The sequence below is a fragment of the Streptomyces sp. HM190 genome (assembly GCF_009857135.1).
GTDB classification, from domain to species: domain Bacteria; phylum Actinomycetota; class Actinomycetes; order Streptomycetales; family Streptomycetaceae; genus Streptomyces; species Streptomyces heilongjiangensis.
Genome location: NZ_CP047318.1, coordinates 5,244,155 through 5,269,179, shown reverse-complemented (window position 1 = coordinate 5,269,179; position 25,025 = coordinate 5,244,155). Strand labels below are relative to the sequence as shown.

Here is a 25,025-nt window from a genome sequence, read left to right as displayed (position 1 = left end):
GCACACGGCCGCCCGGGGTCAGCAGCAGCCGCCCCCGGGCGCGCCCGGCAGGGTCCGCCGGTTCCGCGCCTCCTTGTTCCGCGCGGCCAGCAGCTCGTCGGCGGGGTACCCGACCTCCTCCAGGGTCAGCCCGTGCGGCCGTACGACGTGCACGGCGGAGTCCCGGACCCCGGCGGCCAGCACCTCGGCGGGCCAGTCGGCGCCGCGGTGCCCGTCCCCCACGAAGAGCAGCGCCCCGATGAGGGAGCGCACCATGTTGTGGCAGAACGCGTCGGCCCGCACGGTCGCCGTGATGATCCCGTCGTCGCCCCGCACCAGGCTCAGCTCCTGGAGGGTGCGGATGGTGGTCGCCCCCTCGCGCCGCTTGCAGTAGGCCGCGAAGTCGTGCTCGCCCAGCAGCCCCCGGGCCGCCGCGTTCATGGCGTCGACGTCGAGCGGCCAGTCGTGCCACAGCACGTGGTTGCGCAGCAGCGGATCGACGCCGCCGGGGTTGTCGGTGACGCGGTAGGCGTAGCGCCGCCACACGGCCGAGAACCGGGCGTTGAAGCCGCTCGGCGCCTCCCGGAGCGCCCACACCCGTACATCCCTCGGCAGCCGCCCCGCGAGCCGCTTGAGCAGCTTCCCGTGGTGCTCGTCCCACACCTTCCGCGGCAGGTCGACATGGGCCACCTGCCCCCGGGCGTGCACCCCGGCGTCGGTCCGGCCGGCCACGGTCAGCTCGTACGTCTCCGCCGACCGCGTCACGGTCCGCAGGGCGTCCTCGATCTCCCCCTGCACGGTCCGCCGCCCGCCGGCCTGCTTGGCCCACCCGGAGAACTCGGTCCCGTCGTAGGACAGGTCCAGCCGCACACGGACATGACCGGGCTGTACTTCGTCACTCACCCCTGGATCCTCTCAGGTACGGAAAAAGCGGGCCCGCTCCCGTAGGAACAGGCCCGCTCAAACGCGCCCCGTTTTTCAGGCGCGCGGGGAACCGCGCGAACAACCACGACGAACCGGCGGCCGCGGACGAGCAGCTCCCCGCAGACGCTTACGCGTCCTTCGACTCCTCGGCAGCCTCGTCGGCAGCGTCGTCGGCCTTGGTGGTGTCCACCGTGGCCTCGGCGGCCGGCGTCTCCGCGTCCTTGGCGGCGCGCTTGGTGGCGGCCTCGGCCTCACCGGTGGCCTGCTGCGCGACCGTCAGCGCCTCGACCAGCTCGATGACAGCCATGGGCGCGTTGTCGCCACGGCGGTTACCGATCTTGGTGATACGGGTGTAGCCACCCGGACGGTTCTCGTACCGCGGGCCGATCTCGGTGAAGAGCGTGTGCACGACGCCCTTGTCCGTGATGACCGAGAGCACCTGGCGGCGGTTGTGAAGGTCGCCCTTCTTCGCCTTGGTGATCAGACGCTCGGCGTACGGCCGCAGACGGCGGGCCTTCGCCTCGGTGGTGGTGATGCGGCCGTGCTCGAACAGCGACTTCGCGAGGTTCGCGAGGAGCAGCTTCTCGTGCGCGGCGCTGCCGCCCAGACGGGCACCCTTGGTGGGCTTCGGCATTGTTCTTCTCCTGTGTGTCTGCCCCGGCCGTGTCAGGTACCGGGGTCAGGAACCCGATGAGCGGACGCTCACCGGCATCAACCGATCAGGTACTGCTCAGTACTGCTCGGTCTCCACGAAACCCGCGTCCGCGTCGTCGTCGGCGCCGAAGGCGTCGGCGGCGGCCGTGGGGTCGAATCCGGGCGGGCTGTCCTTCAGGGCCAGGCCCATGCCGGCCAGCTTCGCCTTGACCTCGTCGATGGACTTCGCACCGAAGTTGCGGATGTCCAGGAGGTCGGCCTCGGAACGCGCCACGAGTTCACCCACGGAGTGGATGCCCTCACGCTTGAGGCAGTTGTAGGAGCGGACCGTGAGCTCCAGCTCCTCGATCGGCAGCGCCAGATCGGCGGCGAGGGCGGCGTCCGTGGGGGACGGACCCATGTCGATGCCCTCGGCGTCGATGTTCAGCTCGCGGGCGAGACCGAACAGCTCGACCAGGGTCTTTCCGGCGGAGGCCATGGCGTCACGGGGACGCATCGCCTGCTTGGTCTCGACGTCGACGATCAGCTTGTCGAAGTCGGTGCGCTGCTCGACACGGGTCGCCTCGACCTTGTAGGTGACCTTGAGAACCGGCGAGTAGATGGAGTCGACCGGGATACGGCCGATCTCCTGGCCCACCTGCTTGTTCTGCACGGCGGAGACGTAACCGCGGCCACGCTCGACCGTCAGCTCCATCTCCAGCTTGCCCTTGCCGTTGAGCGTGGCGAGGACCAAGTCGGGATTGTGCACCTCGACACCGGCGGGGGGCGCGATGTCGGCGGCGGTGACCAGACCCGGGCCCTGCTTGCGCAGGTACATCACGACCGGCTCGTCGTGCTCCGAGGAGACGACCAGCTGCTTGATGTTGAGGATCAGGTCGGTGACGTCCTCCTTGACGCCCGGCACGGTGGTGAACTCGTGCAGGACACCGTCGATGCGGATGGACGTGACCGCCGCACCCGGGATCGACGACAGGAGCGTACGGCGGAGGGAGTTGCCGAGGGTGTAGCCGAAGCCCGGCTCCAGCGGCTCGATCACGAACCGGGAGCGGAACTCGTCGACGACCTCTTCGGTCAACGAGGGACGCTGAGCAATCAGCATGTGGTGATCCTTCTGTCAGGGGCGCCCGCTATTTGACGCCCTGAGGCCACCAGGCGGAGCCTGATGGTGTTACGGCAAGGGTACGGGCGATACGACCCGAAAGAGCCGTACCGCCCGAAAACCTCAGACCAAGCAGCCTGCGTCGAAGATCAGACGCGGCGGCGCTTGGGCGGACGGCAGCCGTTGTGCGGGGTGGGCGTGACGTCCTGGATGGAGCCGACCTCGAGACCGGTCGCCTGCAGCGAACGGATGGCCGTCTCACGACCCGAGCCCGGGCCCTTGACGAACACGTCGACCTTGCGCATGCCGTGCTCCTGCGCGCGACGGGCGGCCGACTCGGCGGCCATCTGCGCGGCGAACGGCGTGGACTTCCGGGAGCCCTTGAAGCCGACGTGGCCGGCGGAGGCCCAGGAGATCACGTTGCCCGAGGGGTCCGTGATCGAGACGATCGTGTTGTTGAACGTGCTCTTGATGTGCGCGTGGCCGTGAGCGACGTTCTTCTTTTCCTTGCGGCGCACCTTCTTGGCAGCGCCCTGACGACCCTTGGGGGGCATCTGTACTCCTACGGGAGGTGGTCGGTCCTACAGCGAAGACCGCTGGACGGCGAAGTCCGCTGTGGACTACTTCTTGCCCGGCTTCTTCTTACCGGCGATGGCGCGACGCGGGCCCTTGCGGGTGCGAGCGTTGGTGCTGGTGCGCTGACCGCGGACAGGCAGACCGCGACGGTGACGGAGACCCTGGTAGCAGCCGATCTCCACCTTGCGGCGGATGTCGGCCTGGATCTCGCGACGGAGGTCACCCTCGGTCTTGATGTTGTTGTCGACGTACTCACGAATCGCGACGAGCTGCTCCTCGGAGAGGTCGCGAACGCGGGTGTTCGGGTCGATACCGGTCTCGGCCAGCGTCTGCTGGGAGAGGGTCCGGCCGATGCCGAACACGTAGGTGAGGGCGACCTCCACGCGCTTGTCGCGCGGGATGTCAACACCGGAAACGCGTGCCATTCAATGGCTCCTGGTGATCTTCGGAGGTCTTCCGCAGAACCGGCTCCCGGCCGCCGTACCAGGTACGAACCGGGTCCCCGGCCTCCGACCGGGGGTGTCAGGCACCTGGGGCGCCTGGGTCCTGCGTATGAACATATTCAGCTCGCGTCGCGCGAATCCCTGCGATATCGATGCAGAGGGAGCGGTCGAACGTGCGTCAGCCCTGGCGCTGCTTGTGGCGCGGGTTCTCGCAGATGACCATGACCCGACCGTGACGGCGGATCACCCTGCACTTGTCGCAGATCTTCTTGACGCTCGGCTTGACCTTCATGGGGTGAGGTTCTCCGGGTCAGTGCCATCACCCGCGTCCCGGCGAACCGGGGCACGGATGCGGGCAAGATCTACTTGTAGCGGTAGACGATCCGGCCACGCGTCAGGTCGTACGGAGACAGCTCCACCACGACCCGGTCGTCAGGGAGGATGCGGATGTAGTGCATGCGCATCTTGCCGCTGATGTGTGCCAGGACCTGGTGGCCGTTCTGGAGCTCGACCTTGAACATGGCGTTCGGCAGAGACTCGACGACAGTGCCCTCGATCTCGATGGCACCTTGCTTCTTGGCCACGCTTCGCCCTTCGAATCGACTACCTTGATCGACTCCTGCATTCCCGTCCCCTTGCCCCTTACGGGCGCATGCGGACATGCGGGTACACGAGAGCCGACGAGTCAGTCTACGTCAGCGCACCCGGAAAGACGAATTGGCTCCTGGCCGTCTGTGATGACGATGCCCCGCCCGAGGGCGCGCTAAGCGCGAGGGGCGGGGCAGGTCGGCTCGCCGGGAGTCCCGGCGGGCCGGTGTCAGGCCGGCAGGTGTCAGGCCGGCAGGTGTCAGGCCGGCAGTTGTCAGGGCGACGGGCGTAGAGGCCGGCAGGTGTCGGGCCGGCGGGTGTCAGGCCAGCGGGTCGGGAGCCGCCGTGATGCCGTGCTCCGCCAGCTTCGCCCGGCCGCCGTCGGGCGCCGTCAGCACCAGCGGCCCCTGCTCGGTCAGGGCCACCGAGTGCTCCCAGTGCGAGGACCAGGTGCCGTCGGTCGTCACCACGGTCCAGTCGTCCGACAGGACCTCCGTCCGCGGGGTGCCCAGGGACACCATCGGCTCGATCGCCAGGCAGAAGCCCGGCACCAGCTTCGGGCCCTTGCCGCGCCGCCGCTCGACGTAGTTCAGCAGGTGAGGGTCCATGTGCATCTCGGTGCCGATGCCGTGGCCGCCGTAGTCCTCGACGATGCCGTACTTGCCGCCGCCCGGCTTGGGCTGCCGGCGGATGTACGTCTCGATGGCGCGGGAGATGTCGACGAGCCGGTTGCCCAGCCTCATCGCGGCGATCCCGGCCCACATGGACTCCTCGGTGACCCGCGACAGCTCGATCAGCTCGGGGGCGTGTCCGGAGCCCACGAACGCCGTGTACGCGGCGTCCCCGTGCCAGCCGTCGACGATGGCCCCGCAGTCGACGGAGATGATGTCGCCGTCCTTCAGGACCACGTCGTCGCTCGGGATGCCGTGCACGACGACCTCGTTGACCGAGGTGCAGATGGTCGCGGGGAAGCCGCCGTAGCCGAGGAAGTTCGACTTGGCGCCGTGCTCCGCGAGCACCTTGCGGGCCACGTCGTCGAGGTCCTTCGTGGAGGCGCCCGGCACGGCCGCCTCACGGGTGGCCGCGTGGATGGCGGCGACGACCAGCCCCGCCTCGCGCATCTTGGCGATCTGCTCGGGGCTCTTGATCTGCACCATGGGGTCCTGCGCTCTCCGTCTTCTCCGCCTGCGGGCGTCCACTGTGCCGCCGGGCCCGTCCTGTGGCCCTCGGCTCGTCGTTCTCGGGGTTGCTCGGGTTGCCTACACAACAGTACGGCCGCGGCGCCCCAGACGGGCACCGCGGCCGACGTACCGCTGACGGCTACTGGCCGTCGTCCTCGCGCTTCAGCGCGTCCATCGCGCGCTGGGTGACCTCTTCCACCTTGCCGAGCGCCGAGATCGTCACCACGAGGCCCTGGGCCTTGTAGTAGTCGATGATCGGCTCGGTCTGGGTGTGGTAGACCTCCAGGCGCTTGCGGACGGTCTCCTCGGAGTCGTCGTCGCGCTGGTACAGCTCACCGCCGCAGACGTCGCACACGCCGTCCTGCTGGGGCTTCTTGTAGGTGACGTGGAAGACGTGCGCCGAGTCGTTGCGGCAGATACGCCGGCCCGCGATCCGCTTGACGACCTCGTCCTCCGGGACCTCCAGGTCCAGCACGGCGTCCAGGGTCATGGACTCGTCCTGGAGCGTCACGTCGAGGGCCTCGGCCTGCGAGACGTTGCGCGGGAAGCCGTCGAGCAGGAAGCCGCCCGCGGCGTCCGGCTGCTCCATGCGGTCCTTGGCCATGGCGATGGTGACCTCGTCCGGCACCAGTTCGCCCTTGTCCATGTAGGACTTCGCGAGTTTGCCGAGCTCCGTCTGCTTGCTGATGTTGGCCCGGAACAGGTCGCCCGTGGAGATGTGCGGGATGGACAGGTTGTTGGCCAGGAACGCTGCCTGCGTTCCCTTGCCCGCACCCGGCGGCCCGACGAGGACGATTCGCATCAGCGGAGGAACCCTTCGTAATTGCGCTGCTGGAGCTGGCTCTCGATCTGCTTCACCGTCTCCAGACCCACACCCACGATGATCAGGATGCTGGTACCGCCGAAGGGGAAGTTCTGGTTTGCCCCGAAACCAGCCAACGCCATTGTCGGGACGAGAGCGATCAGACCCAAGTACAGCGAACCCGGCCAGGTGATCCGGTTGAGCACGTAGGAGAGGTACTCAGCGGTCGGTCGGCCAGCCCGGATGCCCGGGATGAAGCCACCATACTTCTTCATGTTGTCCGCGACTTCCTCGGGGTTGAACGAGATGGCCACGTAGAAGAAGGCGAAGAAGACGATCAGGAAGAAGTAGATCGTGATGTGCACGGGGGCGTCCGGTTGCGCCAGGTTCTTGGTGACCCAGGCGGCCCAGCCGGCCGTCGATCCGGAGAACTGGACGATCAGCGCAGGGATGTAGAGCAGCGACGACGCGAAGATGACGGGGATCACACCCGCCTGGTTCACCTTCAGCGGGATGTACGTCGAGGTACCGCCGTAGGACCGGCGACCGATCATGCGCTTCGCGTACTGCACGGGGATGCGGCGCTGGGCCTGCTCCACGAAGACCACCAGCGCGACCATCACGAAGCCGACGGCGATCACGGTGGCGAACTCGATCCAGCCGTCCGCGAGGCTGCCCTGCTCTTTGATGGCCCACAGCGCGGCGGGGAAGGTGGCGGCGATCGAGATGAACATCAGGATCGACATGCCGTTGCCGATGCCGCGGTCGGTGATCAGCTCACCGAGCCACATGACGAGCGCCGTGCCGGCGGTCATCGTGATCACCATGACGATGGTGGTGAAGATCGACGGGTCCGGCACGACCTGCTGGGCCTGCGGGCAGTTCGGGAAGAGCGAACCGCTGCGGGCCGTGGCGACCAGGCCGGTGCCCTGCAGGATCGCCAGCGCCACGGTCAGGTACCGCGTGTACTGCGTGATCTTCGCCGTGCCGGCCTGCCCCTCTTTCTTGAGGGCTTCGAGGCGCGGGATCACCACGGTCAGCAGCTGCAGGATGATGCTCGCGGTGATGTACGGCATGATGCCGAGCGCGAAGATCGTGATCTGCAGCAGCGCGCCACCGCTGAACATGTTGACCAGACCGAAGAGGCCCGAGTTGGACTTCTGCGCATCGATACAGGCCTGGACCGCGGTGTAGTCGACACCGGGGATCGGCACGTGCGTGCCGATCCGGTAGAGCACGATGATGCCGAGCGTGAAGAGCAGCTTCTTGCGCAGGTCGGGCGTCTTGAACGCCCGGGCGAACGCGGTGAGCACGGTTCCTCCTGCGACCCCCGCGACGCGCGCGGTAGGGACTAGTCGATTCAACAGGGCCCGGTGGGCCGAACGATGTTTTCTACCACCCCGACACCGAACGGCATACCTCGCGCGGGCACAGGTGGACCTCACGGACTCTAACAGTGCCTGTGCAGCCAGGTGAAGTTCGCTTGCGCGCCGAGCAATTCACGGTCACCCGTCGTCCAGCGGATCCCGTCACACGTTCGATCTCCGCACACCGGACGGGATCTTTCGCCGAGCGTCTCCCCCTGTGACCGCCCGCGGCGACGAACCGGGGAAAACGGCGCAGACGACATGCCGGACCCCGGACGAGCCGCGCGGAAAGCTACCGCACAGTCACCACGGTGTACGACGAATCCCGGCCCGCCGGAGTTCCCCGCCGGGCGGCGCCGGGGGTGGCCGACGGCCCCCGTTTCGCGCCCGGTGAACGCCGAAGGCCGAGCGGCTCCCCCCGTGAGGGGAACCACCCGGCCTTCGTGCGTGCTGCGCGGCGCGGCCGCCCGGACTCAGATGAGCTCGGTGACGCTGCCGCCGGCGGCGGTGATCTTCTCCTTGGCGGAGCCGGAGACGGCGTCGACCGTCACCTGCAGCGCCACGGAGACCTCGCCCTGGCCAAGGACCTTGACGAGGCTGTTCTTGCGGACGGCACCCTTGGCGACCAGGTCGGCAACGGTGACCTCCCCACCCTCGGGGTAGAGGGCGGCGAGCTTGTCCAGGTTCACGACCTGGTACTCCGTCTTGAAGGGGTTCTTGAAGCCCTTCAGCTTCGGGAGGCGCATGTGGAGGGGCATCTGGCCACCCTCGAAGCGCTCCGGAACCTGGTAGCGGGCCTTCGTACCCTTGGTACCACGACCGGCCGTCTTACCCTTCGAGGCCTCACCACGACCGACACGGGTCTTGGCGGTCTTGGCACCCGGGGCGGGACGGAGGTTGTGGATCTTGAGCGGGTTGTTCTCCGCCATGATCAGTCGACCTCCTCGACCGTCACGAGGTGGCGGACGGTGTGCACCATGCCGCGGAACTCGGGGCGGTCCTCCTTGACGACCTGCGTGTTGATGCCCTTGAGACCAAGGGAGCGCAGGGTGTCACGGTGGTTCTGCTTGCTGCCGATGTAGGACTTGACCTGCGTGATCTTGAGCTGCGCCATGATCACACACCCGCCCCGGCACGCGCACGGAGCAGAGCCGCGGGGGCGACGTCCTCCAGGGGCAGACCACGGCGGGCCGCGATCTCCTCGGGACGCTGCAGACCCTTCAGGGCCTCCACGGTCGCGTGCACGATGTTGATCGCGTTGTCGGAGCCGAGCGACTTCGACAGCACGTCGTGGATACCGGCGCACTCGAGCACGGCACGCACCGGACCACCGGCGATCACACCGGTACCGGGGGACGCGGGCTTGAGCAGCACGACGCCGGCAGCCTTCTCACCCTGGATGGGGTGCGGGATGGTGCCCTGGATACGGGGGACCTTGAAGAAGTGCTTCTTGGCCTCCTCAACGCCCTTGGCGATGGCGGCCGGCACCTCCTTGGCCTTGCCGTAACCGACACCCACGGTGCCGTCACCGTCGCCCACCACGACCAGCGCGGTGAAGCTGAAGCGACGACCACCCTTCACAACCTTGGCGACGCGGTTGATCGCGACGACGCGCTCAACGTACGCGGTCTTCTCGGCGGCAGCAGCGCCGCCGTCACGGCCCTTCCGGTCCCGCCGCTCGCCGCCACCGGCACCGCCACCGCGGCGCTGGGGTCCAGCCATTGGATTTACCTCTCTCTTTCCGCTAGCTACGCAGCGAGCTCAGAACTTGAGCCCGGCCTCGCGGGCGGCGTCGGCCAGGGCCGCGATGCGACCCGCGTACCGGTTACCACCTCGGTCGAACACGACGGCCTCGACACCGGCGGCCTTGGCACGCTCGGCGACCAGGGCGCCGACCTTGCCGGCCTGCGCCGACTTGTCGTCGTCGCCGCCACGGATCGACGCGTCCAGGGTGGACGCCGACGCAAGGGTGTGACCCTTGAGGTCGTCGATCACCTGGGCCACGATGTGGCGGTTCGAGCGGGTCACGACCAGGCGGGGACGCTCAGCCGTACCGTTGACCTTCTTACGGATACGGATGTGGCGCCGCTTGATGGCAGCACGCTTGTAAGCGTCGCCCTTAGCGATCTTCGTGCCGTATGCCATGGCTTACTTACCCGCCTTTCCGACCTTGCGGCGGATGACTTCGCCCTCGTACTTGACGCCCTTGGCCTTGTACGGGTCGGGCTTGCGCAGCTTGCGGATGTTGGCCGCAACCTCGCCGACCTTCTGCTTGTCGATGCCCTCGACCTGGAACCGGGTCGGGGTCTCCACCTTGAAGGTGATTCCCTCGGGCGCCTCGACGGTGATCGGGTGGCTGTAGCCGAGCGCGAACTCGAGGTTCGAGCCCTTGGCGGTCACGCGGTAACCGACACCGCTGATCTCGAGCTTCTTCACGTAACCCTGGGTCACGCCGGTGATCATGTTCGCCACCAGCGTGCGGGACAGGCCGTGCAGGGCCTTGCTCTGACGCTCGTCGTTGGGGCGGGTGACGTTCAGAACGCCGTCCTCACCCTTGGCGATCTCGATCGGCGCCACGACGGTGTGGGTCAGCGTGCCCTTGGGGCCCTTGACCGAGACCGTCCGGCCGTCGATGGTGACGTCCACGCCGGCGGGAACCGTGATGGGGAGCTTGCCAATACGCGACATAGCTGTTTCCTCCGTTCCCTTCCGCTACCAGACGTAGGCGAGGACTTCCCCACCCACGCCCTTCTTGCCGGCCTGCTTGTCGGTGAGGAGCCCGTGGGACGTGGAGATGATCGCCACGCCGAGGCCGCCGAGCACCTTCGGCAGGTTGGTGGACTTCGCGTACACCCGGAGACCGGGCTTGGAGATCCGCTTGATGCCCGCGATGGAGCGCTCACGGTTGGGGCCGAACTTCAGCTCCAGGACGAGGTTCTTGCCGACCTCGGCGTCCTCGACCTTCCAGCCCGTGATGAAGCCCTCCTGCTGGAGGATCTCCGCGATGTGCGACTTGATCTTCGATGCCGGCATCGTCACGGAGTCGTGGTATGCCGAGTTCGCGTTCCGCAGACGCGTAAGCATGTCTGCGATCGGATCAGTCATGGTCATGAATTGGCCTTCGGCCTCTCTCGCCGGGGTTTCCTGTATGCGCCATCCCTCTCCCCACTCGATGGCGGGACGGGTGCGGTGCGGGGACCTACGGCGTAGTAAGTCGTACGGGCTACCGTCAGGCGCCCAACCCTCCAAGCCTAAGCCATGGACGGGTGGGCGCCTGACACGCCCAGTGCTTACCGAGAGCTTCGGGAATCCCTAGAAGACGGGATTACCAGGAGCTCTTGGTCACGCCCGGCAGCTCGCCACGGTGAGCCATCTCACGGAGGCACACGCGGCACAGGCCGAACTTGCGGTACACGGAGTGCGGACGGCCACACCGCTGGCAGCGGGTGTAGCCGCGCACGGCGAACTTCGGCTTGCGGGCAGCCTTCGCGATCAGTGCCTTCTTCGCCATCTCGCTCACGCCTCCTTGAAGGGGAAGCCGAGGTGACGAAGGAGCGCGCGGCCCTCAGCGTCGTTGGTCGCCGTGGTCACCACGGTGATGTCCATACCCCGGACGCGGTCGATCTTGTCCTGGTCGATCTCGTGGAACATGACCTGCTCGGTGAGACCGAAGGTGTAGTTGCCACGGCCGTCGAACTGCTTGGGGGACAGGCCGCGGAAGTCGCGGATGCGCGGGAGCGCGAGCGACAGGGTGCGGTCCAGGAACTCCCACATGCGGTCGCCACGGAGCGTGACGTGGGCACCGATCGGCTGACCCTCACGCAGCTTGAACTGCGCGATGGACTTGCGGGCCTTGGTGACGGCCGGCTTCTGACCGGTGATCGTGGTGAGGTCGCGGATGGCGCCCTCGATCAGCTTGGAGTCGCGGGCGGCGTCGCCCACACCCATGTTGACCACGATCTTGACGAGGCCGGGGATCTGCATGACGTTCTCGTACTTGAACTCGTCACGCAGCTTGCCCGCGATCTCCTCGCGGTACTTCGTCTTCAGACGCGGAGTGGTGGTGGTAGCCATCAGATGTCCTCACCCGTCCGCTTGGCAACGCGGATCTTGTTGCCCTCGTCGTCGAAGCGGTAACCGACGCGGGTCACGACCTTCTTGCCGTCCTTCTCCACGACCAGCTGGACGTTGGAGACGTGGATCGGCGCCTCGGTGGTGACGATGCCGCCGGCCTGCGAACCGCGAGCCGTCGGACCGGCCTTGGTGTGCTTCTTGACCCGGTTGACACCCTCGACCAGGACGCGGTCCTCGCGGGGGAAGGCCGCGATGACCTTGCCCTGCTTGCCCTTGTCCTTACCGGTGATGACCTGGACCAGGTCGCCCTTCTTGATCTTCATGCTTACAGCACCTCCGGCGCGAGCGAGATGATCTTCATGAACTTCTTCTCGCGCAGCTCACGGCCGACGGGGCCGAAGATACGGGTGCCGCGAGGGTCGCCGTCGTTCTTCAGAATGACGGCGGCGTTCTCGTCGAAGCGGATGTACGAGCCGTCCGGACGGCGGCGCTCCTTGACGGTGCGAACGATGACCGCCTTGACGACGTCACCCTTCTTCACGTTGCCACCGGGGATCGCGTCCTTGACGGTGGCGACGATGACGTCACCGATGCCCGCGTAGCGGCGACCGGAGCCACCGAGCACACGGATGCAAAGGATCTCCTTCGCACCAGTGTTGTCGGCGACACGCAGTCGCGACTCCTGCTGGATCACGTCTATCTCCTGATTGTCTGCCGGTTCCCTCCGGGATGAGCCGGAGAGCCTGGCGGAACTGTCCTGTCGGGTCTGCCCGGCAGGAATTACTTGCGCCTCGTAAGGCCCGAACCCGTACCGCCGGGGGCGTCTGCCGCCCCGGGGCCCGGGGCGCCGGCCCTCCGGCGAGGGCTCCGCGAGTCGCCTCGCGGGCCTGCCGTCGGGCCCGGCACCGGGTCCCGTGCCGGGGCTTGCGCCCGCCCGGTCTCAAGGACCGGGGAGCGAAGCCCCCAGCGGGTGCCGGGGCGGGGCCCCGGCGGGGGTCAGCGGGGGCGGCGCCCCCGCTTGGTTACTTCGCCTTCTCGAGGATCTCGACGACGCGCCAGTGCTTCGTGGCGGACAGCGGCCGGGTCTCCATCAGGAGGACGCGGTCACCGACGCCGGCGGCGTTCTGCTCGTCGTGCGCCTTGAGCTTGCTCGTGCTGCGGATGACCTTGCCGTACAGGGCGTGCTTCTTGCGGTCCTCGACGGCGACGACGACGGTCTTGTCCATCTTGTCGCTGACGACGATGCCCTCGCGGGTCTTGCGGAAGCCCCGCGCCTCAGTGTTCGTCTCAGTCACGTTGTTCTCGCTCATCAGGCGTTCTCCACCGTTTCGATGCCCAGCTCACGCTCGCGCATCAGGGTGTAGATCCGCGCGATGTCCTTGCGGACCGCCTTCAGACGGCCGTGGTTCTCGAGCTGTCCGGTCGCCGCCTGGAAGCGGAGGTTGAACAGCTCTTCCTTGGCCTCGCGGAGCTTCGCCAGAAGCTCCTCGTTGCCCAGCTCGCGCAGCTCGGACGCCTTGGTACCGGCCGACATCACGCTTCACCTGCCTCGCGCTTGACGATCCGGCACTTCATCGGCAGCTTGTGGGCGGCGCGAGTCAGGGCCTCACGGGCGATCTTCTCGTTGGGGTACGACAGCTCGAACATCACGCGTCCGGGCTTGACGTTGGCGATCCACCACTCCGGGGAACCCTTACCGGAACCCATGCGGGTCTCGGCGGGCTTCTTGGTGAGGGGACGGTCCGGGTAGATGTTGATCCAGACCTTGCCACCACGCTTGATGTGACGCGTCATGGCGATACGAGCGGCCTCGATCTGACGGTTCGTCACATACGCCGGGGTGAGCGCCTGGATGCCGTACTCGCCGAACGCAACCGTCGTGCCACCCTTGGCAGCGCCGTTGCGCTTCGGGTGGTGCTGCTTGCGGTGCTTGACCCTACGGGGGATCAGCATGTCGGTCAGGCCTCCGTTCCGGTGCTCTCAGCCGGAGCGGCGGGGGCCTCGGCCTTGGGGGCCTCGGCGCCGGCAGCCTGCTGCGGCTTGCGACCGCGCCGCTCGCCACCGCGGCCACCACGGGCCGGGCGGTCGGCACCACCGCGGGCCGGGCGGTTACCCGCACGGGCAGCGGCGTTCTCGGCGCGGACCTCGGCGATGTTCTTGACGTCGCCCTTGTAGATCCAGACCTTCACACCGATGCGGCCGAAGGTCGTCTTGGCCTCGAAGAAGCCGTAGTCCACGTTCGCGCGGAGCGTGTGCAGGGGCACACGGCCCTCGCGGTAGAACTCCGAGCGGGACATCTCGGCGCCGCCGAGGCGGCCACCGCACTGGATCTTGATGCCCTTGGCGCCGGCCTTCATGGCGGACTGCATGCTCTTGCGCATGGCCCGACGGAAGGAGACGCGGGAGGACAGCTGCTCGGCGACGGCCTGAGCAACCAGCTGAGCGTCCGTCTCGGGGTTCTTGACCTCGAGGATGTTCAGCTGGACCTGCTTGCCCGTCAGCTTCTCCAGCTGACCGCGGATCTTGTCGGCCTCCGCGCCGCGGCGGCCGATGACGATGCCCGGACGCGCGGTGTGGATGTCCACGCGGACACGGTCACGGGTGCGCTCGATCTCCACCTTCGAGATACCGGCGCGCTCCATGCCGGACGTCAGCATCCGACGGATGGCGACGTCTTCCTTGACGTAGTCCTTGTACAGCTTGTCGGCGTACCACCGGGACTTGAAGTCCGTGGTGACACCGAGCCGGAACCCATGCGGGTTAACCTTCTGGCCCATTACCGGGTTCCTTCCTTGCTGCTGACGACCACGGTGATGTGGCTGGTCCGCTTGCGGATCCGGTAGGCACGGCCCTGGGCACGCGGACGGAACCGCTTCAGGGTCGGACCCTCGTCGACGTACGCCTCGCTGATGAACAGCGAAGAGGCGTCCGTGTGGTCGTAGTTGTGCGCGGCGTTGGCAATGGCGCTGTCGAGCACCTTGCCGACGGGCACGGAGGCGGCCTGCGGAGCGAATCGCAGGACCGCCTGAGCCTCCGTGGCGTCCATGCCACGGATAAGGTCCACCACGCGGCGGGCCTTCATGGGCGTGACGCGGATGTACCGCGCCTGGGCCCTGGCTTCCATGGTTGTCCCTTCAGTTACTTACGTGTCTGAATGCGATCCGCTACTAGCGGCGCTTCGACTTCCGGTCTTCCTTGACGTGACCCCGGAAGGTGCGCGTCGGCGAGAACTCGCCGAGCTTGTGGCCGACCATCGACTCGGTGACGAACACCGGGATGTGGGTCTTGCCGTTGTGCACCGCGATCGTGTGGCCGAGCATGGCCGGGACGATCATCGAGCGACGGGACCAGGTCTTGATGACGTTCTTGGTGCCGGCTTCGTTCTGGGCGTCCACCTTCTTGATCAGGTGGTCGTCGACGAAGGGCCCCTTCTTGAGACTGCGCGGCATCTAAACCCGCTCCTAGCGCTTCTTGTTCGTCTTGCGGCGGCGGACGATGTACTTGTTCGACGCCTTCTTGGGCGAACGAGTACGACCTTCCTTCTGACCCCAGGGGCTGACCGGGTGGCGACCACCGGAGGTCTTGCCCTCACCACCACCGTGGGGGTGGTCAACCGGGTTCATCGCCACACCGCGGACGGTCGGGCGGACGCCCAGCCAGCGCTTGCGGCCGGCCTTGCCCCAGTTGATGTTGCTCTGCTCGGCGTTGCCGACCTCGCCGACGGTGGCGCGGCAGCGCACGTCGACCAGGCGGATCTCACCGGAGGGCATGCGGAGGTGGGCGTAGGCGCCCTCCTTCGCGAGCAGCTGCACGGAGGCACCGGCGGAGCGGGCGAACTTGGCACCGCCACCGGGACGGAGCTCGATCGCGTGGATCGTGGTACCGACCGGGATGTTGCGCAGCGCCAGGTTGTTGCCCGGCTTGATGTCGGCCCCGGGACCGTTCTCGACGCGGTCACCCTGCTGCAGGTTGCGCGGGGCGAGGATGTAGCGCTTCTCGCCGTCGGCGTAGTGCAGCAGCGCGATGCGCGCGGTGCGGTTGGGGTCGTACTCGATGTGCGCGACCTTCGCCGGCACGCCGTCCTTGTCGTGACGACGGAAGTCGATCACTCGGTAGGCGCGCTTGTGTCCGCCACCCTGGTGGCGAACGGTCACACGACCGGCGTTGTTACGGCCGCCCTTGCTGTGCAGGGGGCGGACCAGCGACTTCTCCGGCGTGGACCGCGTGATCTCGACGAAGTCGGCGACGCTGGAACCACGACGGCCCGGCGTAGTCGGCTTGTACTTGCGGATTCCCATTTCTCAGTCCTCGTCCGATATCGGACGATCCGACCCGCTTACGCGGTCGGACCGCCGAAGATGTCGATACGGTCGCCCTCGGCGAGGGTCACGATCGCGCGCTTGGTGGCGGAGCGCTGGCCGAAGCCCGTGCGGGTCCGCTTGCGCTTGCCCTGGCGGTTGATCGTGTTGACCCCGGTGACCTTGACCGAGAAGACCGACTGGACGGCCTGCTTGATCTGGGTCTTGTTGGCGCCGGGCGCGACGATGAACGTGTACTTGTTCTCGTCGAGGAGCGCGTAGCTCTTCTCCGACACGACCGGCTTGATCAGGACGTCACGGGGGTCCGTGTACGCCTTGCTCGCCGGGGTGACGACGGTGTTCTTGCCCTCGGTGGCGTGGCGACGCGCCTTGGCGACGCGCGCGGCCTTGGCGGCCTTGGCGGCCTTCGAGGCGATGGAGGGGTGACGGACGGCCATCAGACCTCAGTCCCTTCGGTGTCGTTGGCCTTCGGGCCGGCGACGAAGGACTCGAGAGCGGCCTGGGTGAAGACCACGTCGTCCGAGACGATCACGTCGTACGTGTTCAGCTGGCCCGGCTCCAGGATGTGCACCTGGGGCAGGTTACGGGCGGAGAGCCACGCGGCCTCGTCGGAGCGCTCGGCGACCAGGAGCAGGTTCTTGCGCTCCGAGATCTTGCCGAACAGGCTCTTGGCGGCCTTGGTGGAGGGGTTCTCGCCCTCGATCACGCCGGAGACGACGTGGATGCGGTTGTGACGGGCCCGGTCGGTGAGGGCGTGGCGCAGGGCCGCGGCCTTCATCTTCTTCGGGGTCCGCTGCGAGTAGTCACGCGGCACGGGGCCGTGGACGACGCCACCACCGGCGAACTGGGGCGCGCGGGTCGAGCCCTGACGGGCGCGGCCGGTGCCCTTCTGGCGGTACGGCTTCTTGCCGCCACCGCGGACCTCGCCACGGGTCTTGGTCTTGTGCGTGCCCTGACGGGCAGCCGCGTTCTGCGCGACGACGACCTGGTGGATCAGCGGGATGCTGACCTTCTCCACGCCGAAGATCTCCGCGGGGAGCTCGACGCTTCCGGTCTTCTCGCCGGCAGGCGAAAGGATGTCAACAGTGCTCATCGGTACCTCAGGCCCCCTTGGCCGCGGTGCGGACCAGGACGAGGCCGCCGTTCGGACCGGGAACCGCGCCCTTGATGAGCAGCAGACCCTTCTCCGCGTCAACGGCGTGGACGGTCAGGTTCTGGGTGGTGACCCGCTCGTTGCCCATGCGACCCGCCATGCGGAGGCCCTTGAACACACGGCCCGGGGTGGCGCAGCCACCGATGGAACCGGGAGAGCGGTGCTTGCGCTGGGTGCCGTGTCCGGCGCCGAGGCCACGGAAGTTGTGACGCTTCATGACACCGGCGAAGCCCTTGCCCTTGCTCTTGCCGGTGACGTCGACCTTCACGCCGGCCTCGAACACCTCAGCGGTGATCTCCTGGCCCAGCGTGTACTCGGAGGCGTCCGCGGTGCGGATCTCGACGAGGTGACGACGGGGGGTGACGTCGGCCTTGGCGAAGTGGCCCTTGAGGGGCTTGTTCACCTTGCGCGGGTCGATCTCGCCGAAGGCGATCTGGACCGACTCGTAGCCGTCGACGTCGTTGGTACGAACCTGGGTCACGACGTTGGGGCCGGCCTTGACGACGGTGACCGGAACAACACGGTTGTTCTCGTCCCACACCTGCGTCATGCCGAGCTTCTCGCCCAGGATGCCCTTGATCTGCTTAGCCATTCTCAGATCACCGCCCTCAGAGCTTGATCTCGATGTCGACACCGGCCGGGAGGTCGAGTCGCATCAGAGAGTCAACGGTCTTGGGGGTGGGGTCGAGAATGTCGATCAGGCGCTTGTGCGTGCGCATCTCGAAGTGCTCGCGCGAGTCCTTGTACTTGTGCGGCGACTTGATGACGCAGTACACGTTCTTCTCAGTGGGCAGCGGCACCGGGCCCGCGACCGACGCACCAGTGCGGGTCACCGTCTCGACGATCTTCTTCGCCGAGGAGTCGATGACCTCGTGGTCGTAGGCCTTGAGCCGGATGCGGATCTTCTGTCCCGCCATGGCTACTCAGTAGTCCTGTCTCTCTAACGCTCTGGAACCCGGTGTTCCCTTGCCCGTCCTCCGACCCACGCGGTCGGGCGTGTCGCGCTCTCGCTGACACAGATGCCCCTTGTCCGAGCATCCCTTGCGCGGGAACACGGCCCTACCGGAACCGCGGACCGGGGGCGGAGGCCCACCGGGTGCCTGGCCGGCGCCGCGCCACACTTCCCGGAAGATTCCCGTACGTCCGCCCCAGCGCTGCCGTGAGGCAGTTAGAGCGACGAGTACTGTGGGACTCGCTTCCGGTCCCCCCGGCGGGAGGCGTGCAGCATCAACACTCGACCGAGCAACTCGGACAGTCTGCCATATGGGGCAGGGCCTCCGCCAATCGAGCCGGAGAGATTACCCCGAGAGTGACCGAGGTCAAACCAGGTCCCCGAGCCCGCCGCCGCGCGGGCCCCCGACCGCGGCCGGACGGGGACCGTCGTCAACCGCGGGGCCGCGCTCAGTCGCGCGCCGAGGCGCGTTCCGTCCCGGCCGCCCAGCGGGCCGTGCCCACGCAGAGGGCGATCGCGGCGGGCAGCAGCAGGACGACCGCCGGGGCCGCCGTCCCGCCGAGTCGGACGACCTGCGGGTCACGGACCTGTCCGGGCTGCGCGGGCGGGAGGTCGTCGTCACCGAGAAGCTCGACGGCGAGAACACGACGCTGTACGCCGACGGTCTGCACGCCCGGTCGCTCGACTCCGCCCACCACCCCTCCCGTACCTGGGTCAAGGAGTGGGTGCGGGCCGGGCACGTCCGGACGGACACGCACTGGATGCACGCGGCGGTCGTCGAGAACGGGCTGGGCGCGCGGGCCGCCCTGTGGGACGCGCGCTCGGGGGCCGGTGTCGACGCGGCGGCGCTGGCGGAGGCGGTGGGGCTGCCCGGCGCCGGGGACGCGGCGGCGCTCGCGCGGTTCGAGACGGCCGGGTTCACCGGGGACGACCGGCTCGCCGGGGCCCTCGCCGCCCTGCTGCACACCCGGCACGGGCAGCGGGGACGGCTCGCGGCGCGGCTCGCCGGGGCCGTGGGCCTGCCGCTCGCGCGGCGGGTGGCGGATCTCGTGGGACTGCACCCCGCGCTGCACCGGCCGTATCCGGACGACGACCGGCGCACGGGCCTGGAACACCCTCTGGGACCGGTACGACGCCGACCGCGTCGACAGTGCCCGGCGGCGCCCGGCGCTGGTGCGGGCGCTGCGCGACGCCGACGCGGACGTGATCGCGTTGCAGGAGGTGGAGGCGGAACTGCTGGCCATGCTGCTGCGGGAGCCCTGGCTCCGGACGGGCTGGACGCTCGGCACGGACCCCGGCGGCCGTGACGTGGACGAGTGCGGTCTGCTGCTCCTGAGCAGGCTGCCGGCGCGTGAGGCGGCGCATCACGCGCTGGGCCCGCACAAGGCGGTGACCGCCGTGGTCGTGGAGACCGCCGCCGGTCCGCTGGCCGTGGCGGCGACCCACCTCAGCAGCGACCACTCCACCGACGGTGCCGGTCGCCGTACGGCCGAACTGGCCCGTATCGCGGAGGGGTTGGCCGGTCTGGACGCCGAGCTGGTCCTCCTGGGCGATTTCAACGACGGCGGTGACACGCCGCAGGTCACCCTCGGGATGCGGGACGCGTGGAGCGAGGCGCACGGCCCCGGGGACATGACCCCGACCTTCGATCCCGGCGCCAACCCCCTCGCCGCGATCTCCTCCCTGAGCGGCCGGGCCTCCCGGCTGGACCGGGTGCTGCTGCGCCCGGCGGGCGAGGGCCCGCGCGTGCGCCGGGCCGAGCTGTACGGCGACCTGCCCACGGCGGACGGCCTCCACATCTCCGACCACTACGGCGTACGGGTCGAGCTGGACCTGACGACGGACGCGTCCGCGTCCGGGGCGGCGGGCGATCCCGCCGGGGCCGCCGCAGGTGTCTGCGACGCCCCGGCGACGGCGCGCACGGCGCTGGCCTGGCTGCCGCCGCAGGAGCTGTGGCCACCGCTCCAGGACGTCCGCCGCGTGCACGACCCGCAGGTCCACCGCTGGCCCCCGCACGTCAACGTCCTCTTCGGCTTCGTACCGGAGCACGCGTTCGAGCAGGCGGCGGGTGTGCTGGCGGCGACGCCGACCGCCGCGTTCGACGTCCGGCTGGAGGGCGTGCACTGGTTCGGGCACCGGGAGGGCGCGACGGTCTGGCTGGACCCGGCGGCGGCCGGCGAGGAGCCGTGGGCCGAGTTGCACCGCGCCCTGGTGAGCCGGTTCCCGCGCTGCCGGGGCCGCCGCGACGGCTTCACCCCGCACCTCAGCCTGGGCCGCACCACCGACCCGAACACCCTGGCCGCCGACTGCGCCGACCGGCTCGCCCCGGTGCGGGCCCGCGTCGACGAGCTGGCGCTCCTGTCGCGGCGCGGCGACGAGCCGAGCGGGTACGGGGGTGGGTGAGGCTGGGCACGGGTGAGGTCCGCTGGGCGCGGGAGGAGTCCCCGCGCCAGGTGTCTCGGGTGGGAACGCCGGGTGCGGAGGAGGCGGCCGGCACCGCCGTGGCCGACCGCGTCGCCCGCCGCGTCTCGGCCGCCCTCCCCCACGGCGTCGTCCACGTCGTCGGTTCCCGGTGCCTGGGCTGCGCCCTGCCCGGCGCCGACCTGGACCTGGTCGCGGCCCTCCCCGGCACCGTCGAACTGGCCTCCCTGCGGGCCGAGTTGACGGCGGCGCTCCCGGACGCGACCGGGGTGCGGGAGGTGGTCGGAGCCCGGGTGCCGGGGCTGCGGCTGCGGCTCGACGGGGTGGACGTCGACCTGGTGGTCGTGGCCACGGGTGCGCTGGACCCCGCCGAGGCGGTGGACCGCCGGGCAGAGCTGGGCGAGGCGGCGGCGATCGCGCTGAGCGCGGTGAGCGACGCCGACGCGGTACTCGCCTCGGCGGGCCCCCACCGGCCGGCCTTCACCCGGCTGGCCACGCGGGTCAAGGCATGGGCGAAGGCGCGCGGGCTCGACTCGGCGCCGTTCGGTGGCGTACCGGGTCTGGCCTGGTCGGTCCTGGCGGCCCGCACGGCGAGGTCGGCCGGTGACCTGCCTCCGGCCGACCTCCTGCGGCACTTCTTCGCGACGTGGGCGGCGTGGGACTGGCGTGAGCCGGTGGGTGGGGCGGAGCGGTCCTCCCTCCCCCTCACCGTCACGACCCCCTCGGCGCCGGTCCGCCCCTGCACGGACCAGGTCACCCCCGGCATGCGCGACCTCATCACCCAGGAGCTGTTCCGCGCCTGGGAGTTGCTGGAGGAGGGCCGCCCCTGGTCCGACGTCCTCACCCCTCCCCCGCTCCACCGCCGCCACGCCGCCTGGGCGATCGTGGCGGTCGGCGGGGGCGCGGACGAGGGCCGGGTACGGGGCAGGATGCGGGCCCTGGTCGCCGACCTCGCCGAACCGGCCCCCGACTGCCACGCCTGGCCCCGCCCCTTCGGCACGGCCCCCGCCCGCTTCGCCATCGGCCTGGGTCCGACCCCGCCGACCGCCGACGCGCTGACCGCCGTGGCGGAACGCCGGCTACGCGGTCTGGCAGGGGTCACGCTCACCCGGGCCGCGGGGGGCGAGGTACCGACCCTCTACTGACCGGACCCTGTACTGACCCGACCCTGCACTGACCCGACCCTGTACTGAGGTGGTCAGAGCACGTCGACGTAGTCCGACGCGCTGGTCGCGGCGCCGGTCGTCGAGTTGCCGTAGTACACCCAGCGGAACGAACCGTCGGTGGTGGCGGTGACGCTGGCCTTGAGGCCGCCGGTGCTGCTGCTGGTGACCTTCTTGACCGTCTGGAAGGTGTCGGCTCCCTTGGCGCGGAACTGGAGGCTGACCGTACGGCCGCCGTAGGCGCCGTACGTCTTGGTGCTCCAGTTCGCCCGGGTCAGCTTGCCCGTGACGGTGATCGTCCTGCCCTTGGTGACCGGTTCCGGCGTGGCGTTGGCGGTCGCCCTGGCCGCGCGCTTGAGCTGGGCGGTCTTGGACCGTTTCTCCAGCTCCCCGGTCTTGAGACCGCCGTCGGCCTTCCACAGCCGGAGAGAGACGCCGACCTTCCACGTCGTGGCGTCGCTGTTGGAGTCGACGTGCTCCTGGCTCGGGTGCGGGTCGATGTAGAGCTCGCCCTCGCAGCGGGCGTGCTTGGAGTCGATCTCGAAGCAGGTGTAGCTGCTCGGGCTGATGAAGTTCTCGCCGGTGTCGGCCGCGGTCGCGATGGTGCCGCGGTAGAGGAAGGGGTACGCGCTGTAGCGGGAGGGGTCGGCCGTGCTGTACCCGGCCGGCAGAGCGATGTTGAAGGAGATGGGCGGCTCCACCACCTTCGACGTGCCGACCACGATCGGCTTGCCCTTGTTGATGACGACGTCCGACACGGTGATACCGGTGTCCGCCGCGCCGGCCGTCGGCGCGTTCAGCACGGAGAGCGCCAACGCTCCCGCGAGCGTGGCCACCGCGACGGACCGTCTGCCTGTGTGCATGCATACCTCTTCGAAGGAGAATTCGGGAGGCGGCACAGTACCAATGACGTGCGCATGCCTCCGCGGGCAGCATGCCTGTACCGAAGACCGGGCACGCGCACCGCACTGGCTCCAGGCGAACGCCGACGCGTTCCTCGATTTCGACGTCCTCAAAGCCAGGGAGCAGGACGGGCTGTGACCTACCTCGCCGACACCTCCGCCGTACGGCGTCTACTGCGCGGCCAACTCGGCGCGCCCTGGCCCGACCGAGTGACGCGCGGCCTTGTGGCCCTCTGCCCTCCGGTTGAGTCCGAACTGATGCCAGGACTCCGCGCCGACCGCGACTACGAGCCCTTCTTCACCATGCTCGGTCAGTCCTTCGGCCGGGTTCCCGCGATCGACGACCCATGGCCGAAGATCATCCAGGTGCAGCGGGACCTGGTGAAGATCGGTCACCATCGCGACCCGTCTCCGCTGGACATCCTGATCGCGCTCACGGCCGAACATCACGGGCTGACCCTGCTCCACGTCGACGACGACTTCGCCTCGATCGCGAAGGTCCGGCCGGACCTCTCCCTCGTCCGCGGACAGCAGCCGAGCCTCTGAACGAAGTCCGCGGGTCAGCTACCGGACGCGTACGTCACGAACTCCGCCCACGCGTCCCGCGTGAGCGCGAGCCGGGGCCCGGCGAGATCCTTGGAGTCGCGGACGTGGACCGCGCCGGGGGCCACGGCGATCTCGACGCAGGACTCGCCGTCGGTGCCGCTGCTGTAGCTGCTCTTGAACCACGCCAGTTCGGAGTCGTCCCCGACGGAAGGCTTGCGGATCATGTCTCTCCCAGCAGTTGCTTGATGAAGGTCAGCGACTCCCGTGGTGGGAGGGCCTGCGCTCGGATGGTGCCATACCGCAATTCCAGGATGCGGAGCTGCCTCGGGTCGGAGACGGGGCGCCCGTTGAACTTGCCGTCGGCTCGCCCCACTGCCGTACCGTCAGGAAACTTCAGCAACTCGATCTTGCCGTCCAAGCCCGGATGAGCATCGGTGTTCGTCGGCATGACCTGAAGCGTGACGTGATTCAACCGCGCTACCTCAAGCAGGCGTTCGAGCTGCCGTCGCCACACCATTGTGCCCCCTACCTGTCGGCGTAGCGGAGCCTCTTCCAGGACGAAGTGCACAGACGGAGCCGGGTCCCGTTCGAAGACCGCCTGCCGGGCCAGACGAGCGGCCACCATCCGTTCCACGTCGTCGGGCGAGTACGGCGGCTGAGCCGCCCCGATCACAGCCCGCGCATGCTCCGGGGTCTGCAAGAGTCCGTGGACGCTGTTGCACTCGTACAGTCCGATCTCGACCGCCTTGGCCTCCATCTGGCCCAGCGCCCGCACCTTCTTCGGGTACCGGACCTTCTTCACGTCCTCCCACGTCGCCGCGATGAGCCCGCCCGCGCCCAGCGCCTCGTCGGCCTTGTCCAGATACTCCTGCCGGGGAATCCGCTTCCCGCCCTCGATCTTGTAGACCAGGTCCTCGCCGTACCCGACCGTCCGCCCGAAGTCTGCGGCGCTCATGCCCACCGCCTCCCGCCGCAGCTTCAACTGCCGCCCGACGGTGGCGATGACCGCGACGCCCCACTCGTCGTCCGGGTCCACCTCCCAGCCCGGCTCGTCGGCCTCCGTCTTGAGCCGCCCCGCGTCGCCGTCCTCCAACATCGCGTACCTCTCGCCGTACCGTCGTGCCTCAACGCCCCCTACCCGTACGGCCCTTCCGGACAGGCCCGACACCACCGGACAACGCCCGGACAGTCACCGTACGTATCGGCGCAGTGACTGTTCACAGTAGGCGAGCGCCGCCACGCTGAGTGACGTGAATACGGAAACAGTCGGCCTCGACACCGAACACCCCAGCCCCATCCGCAACTTCAGCGTGCGGCTGTCCTCCACCCCACGCGGAGCCCGCCTCGCCCGGCTGCTCGCGACCGAGCACCTGCGCACCTGGGGTCTGCCGTCCGACCCGGCGGAGCACATCGTCGCGGAGCTGGCGGCCAACGCGGCGACACACGGACGGGTCCAGGGGCGCGACTTCGACCTGACGCTCTACGTCATCGGCGCCACCCTCCGTATCGAGGTGACCGACACCCGCGCCGAACGGCTTCCGTGCGCCCGGCTCCCCGCAGCCGACGACGAGTCCGGGCGCGGTCTGCTCCTGGTCGAGGCGCTCGCGGACCGCTGGGGAACCACGCCGGGGCGTCCCCCACGCAAGACCATCTGGGCGGAAGTCCGTCTCCGACCGGCATCCGCGACCGCACAGCCACCGGCACCCAACGGCCCGTGCTTCGGTGGCGCGGGCCGTCTCTTCCAAAGAACTCACAGGTGAAAGAACCCCCACCAAGCCCCACCCCTCCCGCCCGCCGGGCAAGCTCACCCGCGCGGGTGAACATCGCCAACTCGGCTGGCACCGGGACCGGTTGTGCGCCCTACTCTCAGCCCAACGCAACA

The 25,025-nt window shown here is 68.9% G+C and carries 36 protein-coding genes and 2 pseudogenes; 4 read left to right on the top strand and 34 right to left on the bottom strand.

The genetic code is table 11. The annotated features are described in order from the left end of the window. Window positions 1-18 precede the first annotated feature (18 nt). From truA to rpsJ, 31 genes are all read right to left on the bottom strand, one after another. Window positions 19-882, bottom strand: coding sequence for a tRNA pseudouridine(38-40) synthase TruA (truA, locus tag GSY65_RS22605; protein ID WP_159771719.1), 864 nt, complete (start codon window positions 880-882; stop codon window positions 19-21). Between the two features lie 148 nt (window positions 883-1,030). After that, window positions 1,031-1,537 carry a 50S ribosomal protein L17 gene (gene rplQ, locus GSY65_RS22600; protein WP_159771716.1) on the bottom strand — a complete coding sequence of 169 codons (507 nt, stop codon included), beginning with the start codon at window positions 1,535-1,537 and terminating at the stop codon, window positions 1,031-1,033. Between the two features lie 96 nt (window positions 1,538-1,633). Next, complete coding sequence (locus GSY65_RS22595) at window positions 1,634-2,656, bottom strand: DNA-directed RNA polymerase subunit alpha (protein ID WP_003966937.1); 1,023 nt, start codon at window positions 2,654-2,656, stop codon at window positions 1,634-1,636. A gap of 149 nt (window positions 2,657-2,805) precedes the next feature. Next, window positions 2,806-3,210: a 30S ribosomal protein S11 gene (gene rpsK / locus GSY65_RS22590; RefSeq protein ID WP_003956432.1), complete on the bottom strand. Its 405-nt coding sequence runs from the start codon at window positions 3,208-3,210 to the stop codon at window positions 2,806-2,808. Window positions 3,211-3,276: 66 nt separating this feature from the next. Further along, entirely contained in the window at window positions 3,277-3,657 is a 381-nt protein-coding gene (gene rpsM / locus GSY65_RS22585; RefSeq protein ID WP_030571236.1) for a 30S ribosomal protein S13, read from the bottom strand. 196 nt (window positions 3,658-3,853) lie between these two features. Further along, complete coding sequence (gene rpmJ, locus GSY65_RS22580) at window positions 3,854-3,967, bottom strand: 50S ribosomal protein L36 (protein ID WP_003998809.1); 114 nt, start codon at window positions 3,965-3,967, stop codon at window positions 3,854-3,856. 70 nt (window positions 3,968-4,037) lie between these two features. After that, window positions 4,038-4,259, bottom strand: coding sequence for a translation initiation factor IF-1 (gene infA, locus GSY65_RS22575; RefSeq protein WP_003948620.1), 222 nt, complete (start codon window positions 4,257-4,259; stop codon window positions 4,038-4,040). A 324-nt stretch (window positions 4,260-4,583) separates the two neighbouring features. After that, window positions 4,584-5,420 carry a type I methionyl aminopeptidase gene (gene map / locus GSY65_RS22570; protein WP_159771713.1) on the bottom strand — a complete coding sequence of 279 codons (837 nt, stop codon included), beginning with the start codon at window positions 5,418-5,420 and terminating at the stop codon, window positions 4,584-4,586. Between the two features lie 163 nt (window positions 5,421-5,583). Continuing rightward, the gene (locus tag GSY65_RS22565) at window positions 5,584-6,246 is read right to left on the bottom strand and encodes an adenylate kinase (protein ID WP_159771710.1); all 663 of its coding nucleotides are present in this window, start codon (window positions 6,244-6,246) and stop codon (window positions 5,584-5,586) included. Next, window positions 6,246-7,559, bottom strand: coding sequence for a preprotein translocase subunit SecY (gene secY, locus GSY65_RS22560; protein WP_159771708.1), 1,314 nt, complete (start codon window positions 7,557-7,559; stop codon window positions 6,246-6,248). The genes GSY65_RS22565 and secY overlap by 1 nt, the downstream gene beginning before the upstream one ends. 527 nt (window positions 7,560-8,086) lie before the next feature. Beyond that, window positions 8,087-8,542, bottom strand: coding sequence for a 50S ribosomal protein L15 (gene rplO / locus GSY65_RS22555; RefSeq protein WP_159771706.1), 456 nt, complete (start codon window positions 8,540-8,542; stop codon window positions 8,087-8,089). Window positions 8,543-8,544: 2 nt separating this feature from the next. Further along, window positions 8,545-8,727 carry a 50S ribosomal protein L30 gene (rpmD, locus tag GSY65_RS22550; RefSeq protein WP_003974250.1) on the bottom strand — a complete coding sequence of 61 codons (183 nt, stop codon included), beginning with the start codon at window positions 8,725-8,727 and terminating at the stop codon, window positions 8,545-8,547. A 2-nt stretch (window positions 8,728-8,729) separates the two neighbouring features. Next, window positions 8,730-9,335 (bottom strand): 30S ribosomal protein S5, encoded by a 606-nt coding sequence (rpsE, locus tag GSY65_RS22545; RefSeq protein ID WP_004984517.1) that lies wholly within the window; start codon window positions 9,333-9,335, stop codon window positions 8,730-8,732. 39 nt (window positions 9,336-9,374) lie between these two features. Beyond that, window positions 9,375-9,758 carry a 50S ribosomal protein L18 gene (gene rplR / locus GSY65_RS22540; RefSeq protein WP_159771704.1) on the bottom strand — a complete coding sequence of 128 codons (384 nt, stop codon included), beginning with the start codon at window positions 9,756-9,758 and terminating at the stop codon, window positions 9,375-9,377. A 3-nt stretch (window positions 9,759-9,761) separates the two neighbouring features. Continuing rightward, window positions 9,762-10,301, bottom strand: coding sequence for a 50S ribosomal protein L6 (gene rplF, locus GSY65_RS22535; protein WP_159771701.1), 540 nt, complete (start codon window positions 10,299-10,301; stop codon window positions 9,762-9,764). A 24-nt stretch (window positions 10,302-10,325) separates the two neighbouring features. Beyond that, the gene (gene rpsH / locus GSY65_RS22530; RefSeq protein WP_007384075.1) at window positions 10,326-10,724 is read right to left on the bottom strand and encodes a 30S ribosomal protein S8; all 399 of its coding nucleotides are present in this window, start codon (window positions 10,722-10,724) and stop codon (window positions 10,326-10,328) included. 214 nt (window positions 10,725-10,938) lie between these two features. After that, window positions 10,939-11,124, bottom strand: a complete 186-nt coding sequence (locus GSY65_RS22520) for a type Z 30S ribosomal protein S14 (RefSeq protein ID WP_049567381.1) — start codon at window positions 11,122-11,124, stop codon at window positions 10,939-10,941. 5 nt (window positions 11,125-11,129) lie between these two features. Continuing rightward, a complete protein-coding gene (gene rplE, locus GSY65_RS22515; RefSeq protein WP_007494758.1) occupies window positions 11,130-11,687 on the bottom strand; it encodes a 50S ribosomal protein L5 in 558 nt (185 codons plus the stop codon). Continuing rightward, window positions 11,687-12,010 carry a 50S ribosomal protein L24 gene (rplX, locus tag GSY65_RS22510; protein ID WP_010036713.1) on the bottom strand — a complete coding sequence of 108 codons (324 nt, stop codon included), beginning with the start codon at window positions 12,008-12,010 and terminating at the stop codon, window positions 11,687-11,689. The genes rplE and rplX overlap by 1 nt, the downstream gene beginning before the upstream one ends. 2 nt (window positions 12,011-12,012) lie before the next feature. After that, complete coding sequence (gene rplN, locus GSY65_RS22505; protein WP_003998823.1) at window positions 12,013-12,381, bottom strand: 50S ribosomal protein L14; 369 nt, start codon at window positions 12,379-12,381, stop codon at window positions 12,013-12,015. A gap of 328 nt (window positions 12,382-12,709) precedes the next feature. Further along, window positions 12,710-12,997 (bottom strand): 30S ribosomal protein S17, encoded by a 288-nt coding sequence (gene rpsQ / locus GSY65_RS22500; RefSeq protein ID WP_006130775.1) that lies wholly within the window; start codon window positions 12,995-12,997, stop codon window positions 12,710-12,712. Beyond that, entirely contained in the window at window positions 12,997-13,221 is a 225-nt protein-coding gene (gene rpmC, locus GSY65_RS22495) for a 50S ribosomal protein L29 (protein ID WP_007494763.1), read from the bottom strand. Before rpmC ends, rpsQ begins: the two co-directional genes overlap by 1 nt. Then, window positions 13,221-13,640 (bottom strand): 50S ribosomal protein L16, encoded by a 420-nt coding sequence (gene rplP / locus GSY65_RS22490; protein WP_055536777.1) that lies wholly within the window; start codon window positions 13,638-13,640, stop codon window positions 13,221-13,223. The genes rpmC and rplP overlap by 1 nt, the downstream gene beginning before the upstream one ends. 5 nt (window positions 13,641-13,645) lie before the next feature. After that, the gene (gene rpsC / locus GSY65_RS22485; protein ID WP_055536778.1) at window positions 13,646-14,464 is read right to left on the bottom strand and encodes a 30S ribosomal protein S3; all 819 of its coding nucleotides are present in this window, start codon (window positions 14,462-14,464) and stop codon (window positions 13,646-13,648) included. After that, window positions 14,464-14,811 (bottom strand): 50S ribosomal protein L22, encoded by a 348-nt coding sequence (gene rplV / locus GSY65_RS22480; protein ID WP_009327087.1) that lies wholly within the window; start codon window positions 14,809-14,811, stop codon window positions 14,464-14,466. The genes rpsC and rplV overlap by 1 nt, the downstream gene beginning before the upstream one ends. A gap of 43 nt (window positions 14,812-14,854) precedes the next feature. After that, complete coding sequence (gene rpsS, locus GSY65_RS22475; protein ID WP_004984529.1) at window positions 14,855-15,136, bottom strand: 30S ribosomal protein S19; 282 nt, start codon at window positions 15,134-15,136, stop codon at window positions 14,855-14,857. Window positions 15,137-15,148: 12 nt separating this feature from the next. Then, window positions 15,149-15,985, bottom strand: coding sequence for a 50S ribosomal protein L2 (gene rplB, locus GSY65_RS22470; RefSeq protein ID WP_055517283.1), 837 nt, complete (start codon window positions 15,983-15,985; stop codon window positions 15,149-15,151). A gap of 38 nt (window positions 15,986-16,023) precedes the next feature. After that, window positions 16,024-16,443, bottom strand: a complete 420-nt coding sequence (gene rplW, locus GSY65_RS22465) for a 50S ribosomal protein L23 (RefSeq protein ID WP_055517285.1) — start codon at window positions 16,441-16,443, stop codon at window positions 16,024-16,026. Then, window positions 16,443-17,099, bottom strand: a complete 657-nt coding sequence (gene rplD / locus GSY65_RS22460; RefSeq protein WP_159771698.1) for a 50S ribosomal protein L4 — start codon at window positions 17,097-17,099, stop codon at window positions 16,443-16,445. Before rplD ends, rplW begins: the two co-directional genes overlap by 1 nt. A 7-nt stretch (window positions 17,100-17,106) precedes the next feature. Beyond that, window positions 17,107-17,751, bottom strand: a complete 645-nt coding sequence (gene rplC, locus GSY65_RS22455) for a 50S ribosomal protein L3 (protein ID WP_014674369.1) — start codon at window positions 17,749-17,751, stop codon at window positions 17,107-17,109. Window positions 17,752-17,767: 16 nt separating this feature from the next. Next, on the bottom strand, window positions 17,768-18,076 hold the full coding sequence (rpsJ, locus tag GSY65_RS22450; RefSeq protein WP_003948644.1) for a 30S ribosomal protein S10: 309 nt from the start codon (window positions 18,074-18,076) through the stop codon (window positions 17,768-17,770). A gap of 607 nt (window positions 18,077-18,683) precedes the next feature. On the opposite strand from rpsJ, the pseudogene GSY65_RS33965 reads away from it, so the two are divergent. Both GSY65_RS33965 and GSY65_RS22440 read left to right on the top strand, forming a co-directional pair. Beyond that, window positions 18,684-19,220 (top strand): annotated as a pseudogene (locus GSY65_RS33965) (RNA ligase family protein); the annotation flags it as partial. Next, window positions 19,219-21,677: pseudogene (locus GSY65_RS22440) on the top strand (poly(A) polymerase); the annotation flags it as partial. The pseudogenes GSY65_RS33965 and GSY65_RS22440, both read left to right, overlap by 2 nt. Before the next feature lie 53 nt (window positions 21,678-21,730). On the opposite strand, the gene GSY65_RS22435 reads toward GSY65_RS22440, so the two are convergent. Further along, entirely contained in the window at window positions 21,731-22,558 is an 828-nt protein-coding gene (locus GSY65_RS22435; RefSeq protein WP_159771695.1) for a hypothetical protein, read from the bottom strand. 54 nt (window positions 22,559-22,612) lie between these two features. Here GSY65_RS22435 and GSY65_RS22430 point away from each other — a divergent pair, with 54 nt between their 5' ends. Next, window positions 22,613-23,143 (top strand): PIN domain-containing protein, encoded by a 531-nt coding sequence (locus GSY65_RS22430; protein WP_236580238.1) that lies wholly within the window; start codon window positions 22,613-22,615, stop codon window positions 23,141-23,143. 14 nt (window positions 23,144-23,157) lie between these two features. Here GSY65_RS22430 and GSY65_RS22425 read toward each other — a convergent pair whose 3' ends face one another. Together GSY65_RS22425 and GSY65_RS22420 are read right to left on the bottom strand one after the other, a co-directional pair. Next, window positions 23,158-23,367 (bottom strand): DUF397 domain-containing protein, encoded by a 210-nt coding sequence (locus GSY65_RS22425; protein WP_159771689.1) that lies wholly within the window; start codon window positions 23,365-23,367, stop codon window positions 23,158-23,160. Further along, on the bottom strand, window positions 23,364-24,239 hold the full coding sequence (locus GSY65_RS22420; protein WP_159776267.1) for a helix-turn-helix domain-containing protein: 876 nt from the start codon (window positions 24,237-24,239) through the stop codon (window positions 23,364-23,366). Before GSY65_RS22420 ends, GSY65_RS22425 begins: the two co-directional genes overlap by 4 nt. Before the next feature lie 154 nt (window positions 24,240-24,393). On the opposite strand from GSY65_RS22420, the gene GSY65_RS22415 reads away from it, so the two are divergent. After that, a complete protein-coding gene (locus tag GSY65_RS22415) occupies window positions 24,394-24,903 on the top strand; it encodes an ATP-binding protein (RefSeq protein WP_159771686.1) in 510 nt (169 codons plus the stop codon). Window positions 24,904-25,025 lie beyond the last annotated feature (122 nt).

Bases quoted from the DNA above. Each gene is read 5' to 3' on its own strand.
- rplV (WP_009327087.1), bottom strand. From the start codon at position 14,811: ATGGAAGCCAGGGCCCAGGCGCGGTACATCCGCGTCACGCCCATGAAG.
- rplB (WP_055517283.1), bottom strand. From the start codon at position 15,985: ATGGGAATCCGCAAGTACAAGCCGACTACGCCGGGCCGTCGTGGTTCC.
- GSY65_RS22595 (WP_003966937.1), bottom strand. From the start codon at position 2,656: ATGCTGATTGCTCAGCGTCCCTCGTTGACCGAAGAGGTCGTCGACGAG.
- rplW (WP_055517285.1), bottom strand. From the start codon at position 16,443: ATGGCCGTCCGTCACCCCTCCATCGCCTCGAAGGCCGCCAAGGCCGCC.
- rpsS (WP_004984529.1), bottom strand. From the start codon at position 15,136: ATGCCGCGCAGTCTCAAGAAGGGGCCCTTCGTCGACGACCACCTGATC.
- rplD (WP_159771698.1), bottom strand. From the start codon at position 17,099: ATGAGCACTGTTGACATCCTTTCGCCTGCCGGCGAGAAGACCGGAAGC.
- rpsK (WP_003956432.1), bottom strand. From the start codon at position 3,210: ATGCCCCCCAAGGGTCGTCAGGGCGCTGCCAAGAAGGTGCGCCGCAAG.
- rpsC (WP_055536778.1), bottom strand. From the start codon at position 14,464: ATGGGCCAGAAGGTTAACCCGCATGGGTTCCGGCTCGGTGTCACCACG.
- rplF (WP_159771701.1), bottom strand. From the start codon at position 10,301: ATGTCGCGTATTGGCAAGCTCCCCATCACGGTTCCCGCCGGCGTGGAC.
- GSY65_RS22430 (WP_236580238.1), top strand. From the start codon at position 22,613: ATGCCTCCGCGGGCAGCATGCCTGTACCGAAGACCGGGCACGCGCACC.
- rplO (WP_159771706.1), bottom strand. From the start codon at position 8,542: ATGGCGGAGAACAACCCGCTCAAGATCCACAACCTCCGTCCCGCCCCG.
- GSY65_RS22520 (WP_049567381.1), bottom strand. From the start codon at position 11,124: ATGGCGAAGAAGGCACTGATCGCGAAGGCTGCCCGCAAGCCGAAGTTC.
- rplR (WP_159771704.1), bottom strand. From the start codon at position 9,758: ATGGCATACGGCACGAAGATCGCTAAGGGCGACGCTTACAAGCGTGCT.
- GSY65_RS22565 (WP_159771710.1), bottom strand. From the start codon at position 6,246: ATGCGAATCGTCCTCGTCGGGCCGCCGGGTGCGGGCAAGGGAACGCAG.
- rplQ (WP_159771716.1), bottom strand. From the start codon at position 1,537: ATGCCGAAGCCCACCAAGGGTGCCCGTCTGGGCGGCAGCGCCGCGCAC.
- rplE (WP_007494758.1), bottom strand. From the start codon at position 11,687: ATGGCTACCACCACCACTCCGCGTCTGAAGACGAAGTACCGCGAGGAG.
- rplP (WP_055536777.1), bottom strand. From the start codon at position 13,640: ATGCTGATCCCCCGTAGGGTCAAGCACCGCAAGCAGCACCACCCGAAG.
- rpmJ (WP_003998809.1), bottom strand. From the start codon at position 3,967: ATGAAGGTCAAGCCGAGCGTCAAGAAGATCTGCGACAAGTGCAGGGTG.
- GSY65_RS22435 (WP_159771695.1), bottom strand. From the start codon at position 22,558: ATGCACACAGGCAGACGGTCCGTCGCGGTGGCCACGCTCGCGGGAGCG.
- rplX (WP_010036713.1), bottom strand. From the start codon at position 12,010: ATGAAGATCAAGAAGGGCGACCTGGTCCAGGTCATCACCGGTAAGGAC.
- rpmC (WP_007494763.1), bottom strand. From the start codon at position 13,221: ATGTCGGCCGGTACCAAGGCGTCCGAGCTGCGCGAGCTGGGCAACGAG.
- rpsE (WP_004984517.1), bottom strand. From the start codon at position 9,335: ATGGCTGGACCCCAGCGCCGCGGTGGCGGTGCCGGTGGCGGCGAGCGG.
- rpsM (WP_030571236.1), bottom strand. From the start codon at position 3,657: ATGGCACGCGTTTCCGGTGTTGACATCCCGCGCGACAAGCGCGTGGAG.
- rplC (WP_014674369.1), bottom strand. From the start codon at position 17,751: ATGGCTAAGCAGATCAAGGGCATCCTGGGCGAGAAGCTCGGCATGACG.
- map (WP_159771713.1), bottom strand. From the start codon at position 5,420: ATGGTGCAGATCAAGAGCCCCGAGCAGATCGCCAAGATGCGCGAGGCG.
- GSY65_RS22420 (WP_159776267.1), bottom strand. From the start codon at position 24,239: ATGTTGGAGGACGGCGACGCGGGGCGGCTCAAGACGGAGGCCGACGAG.
- rpsH (WP_007384075.1), bottom strand. From the start codon at position 10,724: ATGACCATGACTGATCCGATCGCAGACATGCTTACGCGTCTGCGGAAC.
- rpsQ (WP_006130775.1), bottom strand. From the start codon at position 12,997: ATGAGCGAGAACAACGTGACTGAGACGAACACTGAGGCGCGGGGCTTC.
- GSY65_RS22425 (WP_159771689.1), bottom strand. From the start codon at position 23,367: ATGATCCGCAAGCCTTCCGTCGGGGACGACTCCGAACTGGCGTGGTTC.
- rpsJ (WP_003948644.1), bottom strand. From the start codon at position 18,076: ATGGCGGGACAGAAGATCCGCATCCGGCTCAAGGCCTACGACCACGAG.
- rpmD (WP_003974250.1), bottom strand. From the start codon at position 8,727: ATGGCGCAGCTCAAGATCACGCAGGTCAAGTCCTACATCGGCAGCAAG.